The 12,396-nt window shown below is 62.5% G+C and carries 12 protein-coding genes and 1 pseudogene; 4 read left to right on the top strand and 9 right to left on the bottom strand.

All coding sequences use genetic code 11. The features are described from left to right. The coding region (locus ACUXH0_RS24195) for a hypothetical protein (RefSeq protein WP_476196437.1) at positions 1 to 321 on the top strand (321 nt) is incomplete at its 5' end. A gap of 196 nt (positions 322 to 517) precedes the next feature. Here ACUXH0_RS24195 and ACUXH0_RS24190 read toward each other — a convergent pair. Continuing rightward, positions 518 to 1,220: pseudogene (locus ACUXH0_RS24190) on the bottom strand (hypothetical protein). 126 nt (positions 1,221 to 1,346) lie between these two features. Then, complete coding sequence (locus ACUXH0_RS24185; RefSeq protein WP_009239743.1) at positions 1,347 to 1,919, bottom strand: DUF4337 domain-containing protein; 573 nt, start codon at positions 1,917 to 1,919, stop codon at positions 1,347 to 1,349. 305 nt (positions 1,920 to 2,224) lie between these two features. Between ACUXH0_RS24185 and ACUXH0_RS24180 the strand changes: the two genes are divergently transcribed. Both ACUXH0_RS24180 and ACUXH0_RS24175 read left to right on the top strand, forming a co-directional pair. Beyond that, positions 2,225 to 3,430 (top strand): sterol desaturase family protein, encoded by a 1,206-nt coding sequence (locus tag ACUXH0_RS24180; protein ID WP_012430463.1) that lies wholly within the window; start codon positions 2,225 to 2,227, stop codon positions 3,428 to 3,430. 17 nt (positions 3,431 to 3,447) lie between these two features. Further along, the gene (locus ACUXH0_RS24175) at positions 3,448 to 3,966 is read left to right on the top strand and encodes a cupin domain-containing protein (protein ID WP_012430464.1); all 519 of its coding nucleotides are present in this window, start codon (positions 3,448 to 3,450) and stop codon (positions 3,964 to 3,966) included. Here the strand turns inward: ACUXH0_RS24175 and ACUXH0_RS24170 are convergent, their stop codons facing one another. Beyond that, the gene (locus ACUXH0_RS24170) at positions 3,967 to 4,089 is read right to left on the bottom strand and encodes a hypothetical protein (RefSeq protein ID WP_004634792.1); all 123 of its coding nucleotides are present in this window, start codon (positions 4,087 to 4,089) and stop codon (positions 3,967 to 3,969) included. Between the two features lie 302 nt (positions 4,090 to 4,391). Here ACUXH0_RS24170 and ACUXH0_RS24165 point away from each other — a divergent pair, with 302 nt between their 5' ends. Continuing rightward, the gene (locus ACUXH0_RS24165) at positions 4,392 to 5,270 is read left to right on the top strand and encodes a 2-hydroxy-3-oxopropionate reductase (protein ID WP_012430465.1); all 879 of its coding nucleotides are present in this window, start codon (positions 4,392 to 4,394) and stop codon (positions 5,268 to 5,270) included. Positions 5,271 to 5,338: 68 nt separating this feature from the next. On the opposite strand, the gene ACUXH0_RS24160 is transcribed toward ACUXH0_RS24165, so the two are convergent. The 6 genes from ACUXH0_RS24160 to ACUXH0_RS24135 all read right to left on the bottom strand — a co-directional run bounded on the left by ACUXH0_RS24160 (position 5,339) and on the right by ACUXH0_RS24135 (position 12,384). After that, positions 5,339 to 6,742 carry an MFS transporter gene (locus ACUXH0_RS24160; RefSeq protein ID WP_012430466.1) on the bottom strand — a complete coding sequence of 468 codons (1,404 nt, stop codon included), beginning with the start codon at positions 6,740 to 6,742 and terminating at the stop codon, positions 5,339 to 5,341. Between the two features lie 71 nt (positions 6,743 to 6,813). Next, positions 6,814 to 7,914 carry a porin gene (locus ACUXH0_RS24155; RefSeq protein WP_012430467.1) on the bottom strand — a complete coding sequence of 367 codons (1,101 nt, stop codon included), beginning with the start codon at positions 7,912 to 7,914 and terminating at the stop codon, positions 6,814 to 6,816. 176 nt (positions 7,915 to 8,090) lie between these two features. Continuing rightward, positions 8,091 to 9,041 (bottom strand): PDR/VanB family oxidoreductase, encoded by a 951-nt coding sequence (locus tag ACUXH0_RS24150; RefSeq protein WP_012430468.1) that lies wholly within the window; start codon positions 9,039 to 9,041, stop codon positions 8,091 to 8,093. A gap of 21 nt (positions 9,042 to 9,062) precedes the next feature. Then, positions 9,063 to 10,025, bottom strand: coding sequence for a VOC family protein (locus ACUXH0_RS24145; protein WP_012430469.1), 963 nt, complete (start codon positions 10,023 to 10,025; stop codon positions 9,063 to 9,065). A 36-nt stretch (positions 10,026 to 10,061) separates the two neighbouring features. After that, positions 10,062 to 11,564 carry an aldehyde dehydrogenase gene (locus tag ACUXH0_RS24140; RefSeq protein WP_012430470.1) on the bottom strand — a complete coding sequence of 501 codons (1,503 nt, stop codon included), beginning with the start codon at positions 11,562 to 11,564 and terminating at the stop codon, positions 10,062 to 10,064. A gap of 16 nt (positions 11,565 to 11,580) precedes the next feature. Beyond that, positions 11,581 to 12,384, bottom strand: coding sequence for an aspartate dehydrogenase (locus ACUXH0_RS24135; protein ID WP_012430471.1), 804 nt, complete (start codon positions 12,382 to 12,384; stop codon positions 11,581 to 11,583). Between the last annotated feature and the right edge of the window lie 12 nt (positions 12,385 to 12,396).

The raw sequence follows: 12,396 nt of genomic DNA, 5'->3' as shown, positions 1-12,396 counted from the left end.
AAATCCGCCGCACCCAGTATTAAGCGCCCACACTTATCGGCTGTTTGCTTGTTAAAGAACTTCGCGATCAACTTTGTTTATCGCGTCGCTGCGTTGTCTGCAGCAGAGAAACGAGATTATGCAGAGCTTTTTTGTCGCTGTCAACAATTCGTCGAAGATTTTTTATCCACCAACGCGCCGCCAACCACCACCGAATCTCCAGCCAACCGTCAACCACCCAATCGACCGCAAACCCGCTCTACACCTGCTTCTCCACCACTCAACACCACCACCGTCACTTGCGTTTCGGCGCTGTGTTTTGCAGCGAGGGGCGAATACTAATGTGCGGAAGCGCGGCTGGCAAGCACTTTTGTGAGTCACTCGCAAAAATCTTGTTGATCGCCTGCTCGCTTCGCCGTGGGCCGCTTGCGTTATGGCAGGTTGAGAGGCCACCGAACGCCGCGCCCGACCAACCTGCGACACGGATTGGGCCTGGCCATCGCCCGCCGCTTCGTTACTCATAGAGATGCAGTTGGCATCAATGCTTGCCCGGCGCTTGGCGCAGCATCTGGTTGTAGAGAATCGCCTTGCTGGTCGACACGTAATTGTCGGCGTCGCACGGCGGCAGGATCAGCGATGCGTCCCTCTGCGCTGTGATCGCAGTCGTCTCGAACAGCACAGCGAGGCACTGGGCGTTGTCGCCACGATGGTATTCAGTCACGGCCAAGTCGCTGCGAGCCTTGTCGCGCTCGATCCAGTCCATGAAGGGATCGCAATCGGCGAGCAGCGAACGCAGCGTTGTACGTGCTGCGTCGTAATCCTTGGCGGCATATTCCTTGTGGGCGTGGCCGATGCGGGCTTGCCGCTGGCGGTCAGTGCAGGCGGCGGGTGCGCGGCGGTAGTCGCCATCAAACATAGCGCGCATGCCACAGAATTCTCGGCAGGCTTCGGCGGTCGCAGATGAATCCAGCTTGAGCCCATCCTTATTACCTGACACGGCGATGTGGCACTCGCCCTCATCCTTGTCGACGCCAACGCGCCCCCCCAAACGTGCCTTCGATCGCGCACGTGTGGCAGTTGCCGCCAATTGTCGTGATGTTGAAGCTACCGCCCTTGACCGTCATCGTGCCGCTTGCGCTGCCACCCAGAATGTAGACATACTCGCCCGGCTCGACGGCAGGGCCGGGCGCCATGACGCACGCGCTAGCCAACAAGCCGGCCATCATCCATGTGCGCAACATCCCCATTCGAAGTGTCATAGTGTTCATTCCGGATTCCTGGAGGACGGTGCCTCCTGCGCGAGCGCCATTCTGGCTATCCGGCATGTCGGCACGCAACTTATCGGACGAAGAGCGCGCCCGAGGCTGTCAGATGTGAAGCAGCGCCAGCACAGCCACGACACCACCGACAGCGGCCACGCCGTACGACAGCACCTGCATCCAGCGCCGGCGGGAAAGCAACGTGATAGCCGCCAGCGCGATCGACACCTGAATGGCGACCACCGCTTGCGCCCACCGATGATGATGGTGCACGGCGAGCTCGCTGGCGTCGTCGGCCTCTTTGGCCAAGCGCTCCTGGTCTTCAGCCTGGCGACGGATGTCTTCCTTTTCGGCGGCGTAGCGCTGGGCTTCGCGCCTGGCGGCGGCCTGATCGGTGCCGGGCAGTTGGGCGGTCAGCTCGGCAATCGCCTGCTTCTGACCTTTGGCCTGGTAGTAGGCCCAGCGGTTTGCGGCCTCGGTCTTGTGGATGGCGGCTTCATTCTTGGCCAGTAGCGCGGCGTTTTGCGTGGCACCGCCCTGGTAACCGAAGATAGCGCCGGCCGTCGAGAGAATCGCCGTCATGACGGCAATCCGCCCGGCAAAGCTGTCGGCGTGGCCGCTTTCTGCTGCGTGCTCAAGCGCGTGATCGTGCGCGCCGTGCACGTGAAATTCCTCTGACATGGTTGCTCCCCTTTTTATCTGGTCTTGTACCGTCGTGCGCCCGTCAGGCACGGGCCTCACAATGCATGGCCTTGCACGGAAAGGCAACGCCCTGCGGTGCGCCGCCAACGCTGCAGACGCGATTTCCCGACATTGACGCACACGGGAAAAAAGTGCAGCAATCGCAAATCATTTGTACGCAGAAGAATAGCGCCGTTGAATACGCAAAACTGGTCCGTATAATCGCGCAGCAGTGCGAATGAGGGCCAATATTCGATTGGCAATCTCATTGTTAATAAAACAAAACAATACTGCGAGTCAGATCCATGGATGCGTCCCAAAAGCCTTTGGCGCCATTGCCCGAAGAGCATCACCACCCTGCCATCGTTCGCGTGGCCGACGCGACGATCCGCGATGCCAATGCGCTGCTCCATGCCAACGGCGGCCTGAAGTTTGGCCGGGGCATGATCGGAACCATCCTGGCGCTGGTGCTGGGCTTTCTGTGCTTGCTGGGCGTGCTGGCGTTTCACTTCCCGCAGTATCTGACGACGCCGGAATTACGTCGCGCTTATTCGGTGGATGTGATTCGGCAAATCCTGTTTGTCTCGCTGTTGATTTCCGGCGGGTTATCGCTGGCGAATATCGTGCTGGATAACCGCCGTCGCCTGAATGGCATGGCGTTCCTGTTTGTGGTGATTGCCGTGGCACTGGGCGGCTCGCGCGTGCCGGTAGGCGATTTTCCGGATCACACACCGTACATCGGCATGGATTGGTTCATTCTCGACCTGCTCGGTTCGACGGCGATTTTCGTGCTGCTTGAGAAGCTGTTCCCGCTCTACAAGAAGCAGCCGGTGTTCCGCGCCGAATGGCAGACCGACATGGTGCACTTCGCGGTGAACCACTTCATCGTGGGGCTGGTGCTGCTGGTGGTGAATTTCCTGATTCACCGGGTGTTCGGATGGATGGTGCATGCGGATTTCCAGCAGATGGTGCAGCACATCTGGTTCATTCCGCAGTTGCTGCTGTGCATGTTGGTGGCCGACCTGATGGAGTACGTCACGCACCGCGCGTATCACGAGGTGCCGTTCCTCTGGCGCTTCCACGCCGTTCATCACAGCGTGAAGACGATGGACTGGCTGGCAGGTTCGCGTCAGCACATTCTTGAACTGATTGTCACGCGGGTAGCCGTGCTGGGCCCGCTGTTCGTGCTGGGATTCGACAAGGCCGTTGTCGATGTCTACATCATCATCGTGGGCTTCCAGGCGGTGTTCAATCACGCCAACGTGCATTTGCCGTGGGGGCCATTGAAGTACATCTTTGTGACGCCGGATTTTCACCACTGGCACCACTCGTCGGAAGACGAAGCGATCGACAAAAACTACGCCGCGCATTTCGCCTTCATCGATTACCTGTTCGGTACCGCGGTGAAATCGAAAAAGGCCTTCCCCGAGAAGTACGGCGTCGTGGGCGACTACATGCCCGACGGCTTCGTCAACCAGCAGCGCTTTCCGTTCCGCCGTCAGCAGAACTGAGTCGAAGGTTTCCCATCATGCCGCTCGCCCTCGCCGCCCAGAACCTCATCGCCCGCCTCGGTCTCGAACCGCACCCGGAAGGCGGCTTCTATCGCGAAACCTATCGCAGTGAGGAACGCATCCAGCGAGGCATCCCGCCCATCGGGCGTGCGGCTGCCACCGCTATCTATTACCTGTTGGCGGATGATGCATATTCCGCCTGGCATCGGATCCAGTCGGACGAGTTGTGGCACTTCCATGCGGGGGACTCACTCAATGTGCATGTGTTGGAGGAAGACGGTACGGTGAGCACGCATCGCCTGGGCCACGCGGCCGACGATGCGATGGCGGTGTACCAGGCGGTGGTCCCGGCTGGCCGCTGGTTTGCAGCCGAGCGCGTGCCGGGTGAACATGGGTATGCGCTGGTCGGCTGCACCGTCGCTCCGGGGTTCGAGTTCAGCGAGTTCGAACTGGCTGACGGCGATGCGCTGCTGGCGAAGTATTCGGCACATGGCGATCTCGTCCGCAGGTTGCTGCCCAAGCCCCACGGCGCTTGATCAGCACCACACCACGCTTTCATAGCCCACCGTGCGGCGGTAGACGCTCATGCCCCGCCATGTGCTGTACTCCATGTAGGCACATGTCAGGACGACGATCCAGTTGGCTGCTGTGGTGGACATATTCCCTCCCATCTCGGCGTGCCCGATCACTTCTTATCGGCACGTTTTCAGTCTATGAGAGGGGGCTTCAAAGTCATTGCACGAGCAATGACGCTTCTTGCCCGCTATTTCGAGACCTCGCTTTCTCAAGGGCATCGCGCGTCGCAAACGCCCGCCGGGCGCCGCTCTCATGCATCCCGAAGCGCACAAGATGGCGAGCCGCCTAGCTTTCATTGATGTTGCTGATCTACGCTTGTGACAAGCGCTGCGGCGTGACGCACCCTCCTCATTCACATCCACCTAGACGCTTGCGGAAGAACATCATGGCAACCATCGGATTCATCGGCCTGGGCATCATGGGCGCCCACATGGCTCGCAACCTGCTCAAGGGCGACCACACCCTGATCGTCAGCGGCAAACATTCCGTGCCGGAAGATCTGCGTTCCCGCGCTACCGTTGTCGCGAATTCGGCGGCGGTTGCGCAAGCAGCAGACATCGTCATCGCCATGGTGCCGGACACGCCGGACGTGGCCAATGTGCTGTTTGGCGAAGACGGTGTCGCGCAGGGCTTGGCTGCAGACAAGCTCTTCATCGACATGAGCTCGATCTCGCCGATTGAAACGCAGGCCTTTGCCAAGCGCGTCGAAGCGCTGGGGGCGGATTACCTCGATGCGCCCGTTTCAGGCGGTGAAGTCGGCGCGCGCGATGCAACGCTCACGATCATGGTCGGCGGCAAGGAAGCGGCATTCGAGCGTGCCAAGCCGCTGTTTGCGCTGATGGGTAAGAACATCACGCACGTGGGCGACTCCGGTGCCGGGCAGACCTGCAAGGTGGCCAACCAGATCATCGTGGCGCTGACCATCGAGGCCGTGGGCGAGGCGCTGCTGTTCGCATCGAAGGCCGGGGCCGATCCGGCACGTGTGCGCCAAGCGTTGATGGGCGGTTTTGCTTCGTCGCGGATTCTCGAAGTGCATGGCGAACGCATGATCAAGCGGACGTTTGACCCGGGCTTCCGCATCGAGCTGCACCAGAAAGATCTGAACCTGGCGTTGGAGGGCGCCCGCAAGCTCGGCATCGCCCTGCCGAACACGGCCGCTGCACAGCAGCTCTTCAATGTGTGTGCGGCCAATGGCGGCAAGGCGTGGGACCACTCCGCCATGGTGCGCGCGCTGGAACTGATGGCGGATCACACGATTGCTTGAAGCAAAACGGGACGGCGCACGCAACTGAGCGCCGCCCCTCCGTTTTACGACCTTCAACCGCCTCCGGCTTACAGCTCAAGCTGCTCCAGCACTTTCCCCTTGGTTTCGATGCCGAGGAAGTGGATAGTGACTGCCGCCAGGATGGGCACCAAAGCCAACAGCAAGAACGCATTGCTGATGTTGCCCGAGCCGATGGTCGATCCGATCAGCATGGGTGAAAAGATGGCCGCAATCTTCAGCCACGCGCCGCCCATGCCGCAGCCGATCGCCCGGATATTGGTCGGGTACAGCTCCGGCGTATAGACATAGGCAGTGATGAAGCCGCACGCCATCAACCCCAGCGCCAACGAGCACAACCCCGCCACCACATAGAGCGACTGCTCGTGCAGCAGCCCAGCCAGCGCCAGCGAGACGCCGCAGAGTACGAACGACACGACCATCACGGGTTTGCGGCCTACCTTGTCGACGATCATCGCGCAGACCAACGAGCCGACCACACCCAGCACCGACGCCAGCGCGGCCAAATTCAGCGCCAGTTGCAGCGGCGCGTGATAGATCGTCTTGTAGACCGTCGGCAGCCACGTCGACAGACCGTACTGGATAAAACCGCACGTCGCCCACAGCATGGCCACGACCACCGTGCGCTTGATGTACACGGGGCCGAACAGATCGCGCATGCCGCGCTTCGGGTGGCGGTGCGACATCTGCTCGAAGGCCGAGGTATCGCCCAGCGGAGGCAGCGGCCCCTTCGCCTTGGCTTCAAAGCGTGCCTGCGCGGCATCGGCCTCGGCCATGCGTCCATTGGTCGCCAGCCAGCGCGGGGACTCCGGCACGGCCTTGGGCAGCGTGAAGAACAGCACGAGCGGAATGCCACCGAGAAAGTACATCACCTCCCAGCCGAAATGCGGTACAAGCCAGGCCCCAAGCGCGTTGGACACCAGCAAACCAATCGGGAACACCACCTCGTAGAGCAGCACGAAGCGCCCGCGGCCATGGGCACGCGTGACTTCGTTGATGTATGTGGCCGCTACGGGCAGCTCGCCACCCAAGCCGATGCCCTGCACGATACGCAGCGCTGCAAACACGGCAAAACTGGGCGCCACGCCGCACAGCAGGCTCATCAAACCGATGATGCCCGCGCTATAGCCGATCATGCGCACGCGGCCGAATCGCTCCGCAAACATCGGGAACACCAGCGCACCGATCAACTGACCGATGCCGGGGGCACCGATCACAAAAGCAATCTGCGCCGGGGTCAGATGCCATTGCGCGATCAGCAGCGGCAGCGTAGCGGCAATGACGATCACGTCAAAGCCGTCGAAGAACGTCGCCAGCCCGATCAGCAGACGCGCACGCACGTGCATGCCGTTGCTCTTGAGCCGCTCGATGCGGGCAACGATCTTGCCCAGGCTCATCGCGCCCAGCGACGCATCGTGGTCAATTCCGCTATCAATCAAAACACCTGGCTTCATGTGAAGCTCCTTCCGGAGGAAGTTGATGCGCCACTGGGTCGCTGCCCAGCGGCGCGCGTTGGGTCAGGACGTCAGAACGAGTGGTGCACCCCGGTGCTGACAACCATCTGGTTGCGCTGCGCCGCCACACCTACGCCGTTGATGGCAGCAGACTGCGCATCGCCGGACGCACGCTGATACGTACCTTGCACGTACACCTGCGTGCGCTTGGAAAACGCGTACACGTTGCCGAGGCTGAACTGGTTCCAGCGGGCGCCCTCGTACTTGCTGAAGGTATAGCCCACGTTGAGCGTATTGGCGGCGCTGTAATGCCACGCGGTGCCGAGGTCGACGTTTTGCGCGCGGGCGTTGGCGCCACTCAGCGTGATGCGGGTCTGCGTATAGACCGCGTTGATCTGGACCGGCAGGTTGCTGAACTGATACAGCGTGCCGGCACCGAACGACTTGACCGAACTCATCGGCGTCATCACGCCGGGCACGAGCGTCGTGCCGAGCGTGTTCGTGATACCCAGGCGACCGGCGATGTCCAGCGCGCGGTCATTGGACGCGGTATAAGCCGCGGCTGCACGGAACCCGCCGTTGGTGTAGTACGCACCGAGGCTGTAACTGCGGCTTTTCGACGGCGAACCGGGTACCTCGCCAAAGCCGTACATGCCGCCCAGTTGCAGGCCGCCGAAGATGGGCGAGACGTAGCGCACGGCGTTGTCGATCTGGAACTGGTTGGCCAGGTTGTCGAAGTTGCCGGGGTGGAACAGGTAGAAATTGGTGAGCTGGAACCCGTTGCTCAGGCGGCCGAGGTAGTCGAACATGAAGTCCGCTTGGTGGCCAAGCTGGATATTGCCCAAGCGATCGTTCGTCAGGCCCACCCACGCCGTGCGGTTGAACAGCTTGCCGGCGACCACGCTGCTGCCGGTGTCGCCCAGAAACCCCGATTCCAACTGGAAGATGGCCTGCGTACCGCCGCCGAGATCTTCCGAGCCGCGCAGGCCGAAACGGTCCGGCTGCATGGTGCCGGGGTCCATGCGCAGCGCCGAGCCGCTAGACGCGCTGCTCTTGAGGCTGTTGATGTAGGCCACGCCTTCATCAATGCTGCCGTACAGCGTCACGTTGCTCTGGGCCGCAGCGGTGCCAGCCAGGCTCATCGCCGCAATGGCGAACAAGGTTGTCTTCATTTGCAGTCTCCTCCACTGGACAAGGTGTCCGCCCCGCCAGTTGTTATCGCCGTCTTGGTGGACGAGCTGGTTGTGGTTCTTGCTTTGTTTCGTATGCGAAACGTCGTTTAAAAGAAAAACAGGGCGCAAAAAAAGACGGCGCGGCTGGTCAGGCCGGCGCCTAAACCATCCTGCGCTTACAGATCGATCACCAGGCGCTTGCCCTTACAGCCGGATACGCAAACCATCATCGTCTGGTTGGATGCACGCTCGCTCTTGGAAAGCACGCTGTCACGGTGGTCGGGCTCGCCTTCGAGCACGCGCGTTTCGCACGAGCCGCACACGCCTTCCTTGCAGCTGTGTTCCACCTCGACGCCAATCTCCAACAGCGCGTCGAGCAGCGACTTGCCCGCCGGTACACACAACTCGGCACCGTTGCGCGCGAGCTTGACCTGGTATTCGCCCTCCTGCACCGATTCCACACCGGGGTCGGCCGCAAAGCGTTCAATATGGACGTTGGTGTAGCCCAGCGCCTCACAGGCCGCCTCGAATGCCCGCAGCATCGGGCCGGGGCCGCAGCAATAGAAATGCGTATCGGCCGGATGCCCTGCAAGCAGCGCTTTCAGATCGGGGGCGCCACCGGCTTCTGCGTCCAGGTGAAAACGCACCGCTTCGCCATGGGCGGCAAGCTCATCGGCAAAGGCCGCTTCGGCACGCGAGCGGGCGCAATACAGCATCGAGAACGCCTTGCCTTGCTCGGCCAGGCGACGCGCCATGCAGACGATGGGCGTCACGCCGATGCCACCTGCAACCAGCACGGTACGCGGCGCGGTTTCGTCCAGCTCGAAGTGATTGCGCGGGCCGCCGATCTTGAGCGTCGAACCGACGCGCAATTGCTCGTGCACATAGCGCGATCCGCCGCGGCTGTTGCGGTCGAGCAGCACGCCGACCACATAACGGTCACGCACCTCTGGCGCGCCGCACAGCGAATAGCTGCGCACCAGCCCGTTGCCGAGATGCAGTTCGATATGCGCGCCGGGTGCGTACTCGGGCAGCGTTTTGCCGTCGACATCGCGCAGCTCCACGCTCACGATGCCTTGGGCTTCGTAGCGCATGGCGTGCACGCGCAGGTTGAGGGGGGAATTCATAGCACGTCTCTCTGCAACGTTTCAGCGCTTTTCCGTGAGGAACTTGCCTTCCGGGCCGGCGACGTTTTTCTGCCGGCGTGTGTTGCCGTCAATGCCGCCGTCGATGGCCCATTCGGCGAACACGGTCGGGCCGGGCTCGAAATCGCGCGGCTGCCAGTCGGCGTCAAGCTGGTCTTCATCGGCGTAGTACTCGATCAAGCCACCGGCAGGGTTCTTGAAGTACCAGAAGTACGCCGACGAAATCGGGTGACGACCCGGGCCTAGTTGCGTTTCCCAGCCGCAGCGCGACACATGCATGCCACCGCCGAACACTTCGTGGATGTCGCGCACGGTGAAGGCGACGTGGTTGAGCCCGCTCTTCGCCTGCGGCGTTTGCAGCAGGAACAGATCGTGATGGCCGCCTTCCGGCTCACAGCGCAGGAACGCCCCGCGGCCCGGGTAGTGGTCGGACGGCACAAAGCCGAGCTTGTCGATGTAAAAGCGCTCCGTGGCCGCCACGTCCTTCACGAAGAAGACCACGTGGCCCACTTCGATGGGCGTGGCACGCGCGTAGATCGGGCTCGGTTGATTGCGGCGCGGTTTGTCCGTCCATGTGTTCATGGCTGCGCATTGCACGTCGACATCGCGCTTGGTGGTCAGTTGCACGCGCACTGCCAGGCCGTTCGGGTCGGTGCAGCCGACGCGGCCGTCGGCGTGCACATAACCGGGCTGGTCAGCCAGTTTGTCGACCAGGCGATCGAGCACAGCCTGCGAATCGGTGCCCCAGATCACCTCGCACAGCGTCGGGCCGGCTTCCATGGCGGCCGGCAGCGTGGCATCGTCCCTGCGCTTGACGCGCACGCGGCAGCCGTTGAGCGTTTCGAACAGCAGGCCGCTGGCGTCTTCCGATTGCAGGGCAAGGCCCCAATCCAGGAAGAACTGCTTGCAGGCGGCGAGGTCGTCGGCACCGTAGACGATTTCGTCGATGCCTCGAATCGTGTTCATCTTGATCTCCTGTGGTCTGGGTGTTTTGTTTCAGCTTCAGTTGGCGTTGGCCCAGGCCAGCGGCTGTTCATTCAAGCCCCAGTAAAGGCTCTTCTGCTCCATGTATTGCAGGATGCCGAGTCGGCCCTTCTCGCGGCCGAGGCCGCTGTCGCGCCAGCCGCCAAACGGCGTCGAGATCGAGAACTGCTTGTATGTGTTGATCCACACGTTGCCGGCCTGCACCGCGCGGCCGATGCGCCATGCGCGCTTGTAGTCGCGCGTCCAGATCCCGGCGGCCAATGCGTAGACGCTGTCGTTGGCCTGTTCGATCAATTCGTCTTCATCGTCGAACGGCATGGCGACGAGCACCGGGCCAAAGATTTCTTCCTGGCAAATGCGCGCGCTGTTGGTGAGCCCTTCGATGATGGTCGGCGTGTAGAAGTAACCCGACTCACAGCCCACGATTGCTGGGCGCAAGCCGCCCGTGCGCAGGTGGCCGCCCTCTCCCACGCCCATCGCAACGTACGACTCGATGGTCTCGCGGTGACGATCGGTGATCAGCGGGCCCATCTGCGTCGATTCATCGGCCGGATTGCCGACACGCAGGCGTGCCGCGGCAGCGGCCAGACGATCCATGAACGGCTCGTAGAGCGAGCGCGCCACAAACAGGCGCGAACCTGCGATGCACGATTCGCCCGATGAACTGAAGATGCCGTACAGCACGCCATTCACGGCGTGGTCGAGGTCGGCATCTTCAAACACCATCGTCGGCGATTTACCGCCGAGTTCGAGCGACACCGGCATCATCTTGTCGGCCGCAATGTGCGCGATATGGCGGCCCGTGTTCGTGCCTCCCGTGAACGACACGCGACGCACCAGCGGATGCTTGGTGATCGCATCGCCAATCACGGAGCCCTTGCCGGGCAGCACGCTGATCATGCCCTTCGGCACGCCCGCCTCTTCACAGATGGCGGCAAGTTCCAGTGCCATCAGCGGTGTGACTTCAGCCGGTTTGACGACGACGGCGTTGCCCGCGGCCAGCGCAGGCGCCATCTTTTGCGCTTCGCTGGCAATCGGCGAATTCCATGGCGTGATGGCCGCCACCACGCCCATGGGCTCATGCACGCTCATCGTCAGGCAATCGCCGCGCATGGGCGTGAGCGACTCTTCCAGTGTCTCGCATGCGGCGCCGAAGAACTGGAACGTGGCCGCAGCGCTTGCCACCAGGGCGCGCGTTTCGTTGATCGGCTTGCCGTTATCCAGCCGCTGGCGTTGCGCAAGTGCTTCGCTGCGCGAGCGGATCAGCTCGGCGATGCGGTACAGGACGGCGGCGCGTTCGTGCGGCTTGCGCTGCGCCCAGCCGCTGGAGAGGAAGGCGCGATAGGCACCGGCCACAGCTTCTTCCACGTCGGCGACGCTGGCAGCGTTGAGTTCCGCCACCACTTCGCCCGTGGCGGGGTAGCGCGTGACATAGCGCTCGCCGGTGCCGAGGCGCCATTCGCCTGCGATGCAGATCGGCAGCAACGAGGTCGCAGTTGCGTTCAGGGTAGAGACAGTCATGGCGCAATGGCCTCGCTTAAATCGAAACGGCGTGTGCGCGGTTGCCCAGCGCACGCACCACGCTGAACACCGTCAGCGCAGAAGTCTTGGGATTGGCCGCCAGCGGCTTGCCGCGCATCGTCAGTTCGAAACCGCCAAAGGCCCCGCGTGCCTCGACGTGATGGATGTTCTCGTCCACCGTCGGATCGGCCAGCAGCTTGACGTGCGTGTGCTCAAGCCCCAGGCCCGCCAATGACAGCGTGGCGGCCACATTGGCGTTCTTCGGGAATAGACGCGCAGCTTCGCGGGCGTTGCCTTCGAAGATCACGGTCGGCTCGCGCAGCGCATCGAGGTCGAACTGCTGTTCGGCCGGCGTGTCCTTCCAGGCGCGCGGTGGCTTGCGGCCCGTGTAGATCACAGCGTCGAGCCCGCCGACGCGCGCAGCGGCCAGTGCGTCGATGGCGCCGATGGCGCCCGACAGCAGCTGCACCTGCGCGTTGCCACGGCGGGCCGCTGCCTCCAGCCGCTCGGCCACGCCGGGTTGAGACAGCGCACCGACCGATACCACGAGGCAATCAATGCCCTGCTCCAACGCCGGCAACACATGTTCTTCAAGCGCGTCATGGCCAGCGCACTCGACCAGCAGATCCGTATGCGCGTCGGCCGACAGATGCGTCGTGACACGCGCATTTGGTGCGAACGGGGCGATGGCCTCGCGCGCCTTGTCCATCGCGTGCTCGGGCACGATTACGGCATCAAAGCACACATCCGGATCGCTCTTGAGCAGTTCCAGTACGCCCTGCCCGATCGCTCCGCACCCGACCATCGATACATGCAGCATGTCCGGCTCCTT

The sequence above is a fragment of the Ralstonia sp. 110700041-2 genome (assembly GCF_056280165.1).
This window is presented reverse-complemented; position numbering and strand designations above follow the sequence as displayed.

What these genes read in the sequence shown, in the direction of transcription:
- ACUXH0_RS24185 (WP_009239743.1), bottom strand. Translation starts at nt 1,919, where the DNA reads ATGTCAGAGGAATTTCACGTGCACGGCGCGCACGATCACGCGCTTGAG.
- ACUXH0_RS24180 (WP_012430463.1), top strand. Translation starts at nt 2,225, where the DNA reads ATGGATGCGTCCCAAAAGCCTTTGGCGCCATTGCCCGAAGAGCATCAC.
- ACUXH0_RS24175 (WP_012430464.1), top strand. Translation starts at nt 3,448, where the DNA reads ATGCCGCTCGCCCTCGCCGCCCAGAACCTCATCGCCCGCCTCGGTCTC.
- ACUXH0_RS24170 (WP_004634792.1), bottom strand. Translation starts at nt 4,089, where the DNA reads ATGTCCACCACAGCAGCCAACTGGATCGTCGTCCTGACATGTGCCTAC.
- ACUXH0_RS24165 (WP_012430465.1), top strand. Translation starts at nt 4,392, where the DNA reads ATGGCAACCATCGGATTCATCGGCCTGGGCATCATGGGCGCCCACATG.
- ACUXH0_RS24160 (WP_012430466.1), bottom strand. Translation starts at nt 6,742, where the DNA reads ATGAAGCCAGGTGTTTTGATTGATAGCGGAATTGACCACGATGCGTCG.
- ACUXH0_RS24155 (WP_012430467.1), bottom strand. Translation starts at nt 7,914, where the DNA reads ATGAAGACAACCTTGTTCGCCATTGCGGCGATGAGCCTGGCTGGCACC.
- ACUXH0_RS24150 (WP_012430468.1), bottom strand. Translation starts at nt 9,041, where the DNA reads ATGAATTCCCCCCTCAACCTGCGCGTGCACGCCATGCGCTACGAAGCC.
- ACUXH0_RS24145 (WP_012430469.1), bottom strand. Translation starts at nt 10,025, where the DNA reads ATGAACACGATTCGAGGCATCGACGAAATCGTCTACGGTGCCGACGAC.
- ACUXH0_RS24140 (WP_012430470.1), bottom strand. Translation starts at nt 11,564, where the DNA reads ATGACTGTCTCTACCCTGAACGCAACTGCGACCTCGTTGCTGCCGATC.
- ACUXH0_RS24135 (WP_012430471.1), bottom strand. Translation starts at nt 12,384, where the DNA reads ATGCTGCATGTATCGATGGTCGGGTGCGGAGCGATCGGGCAGGGCGTA.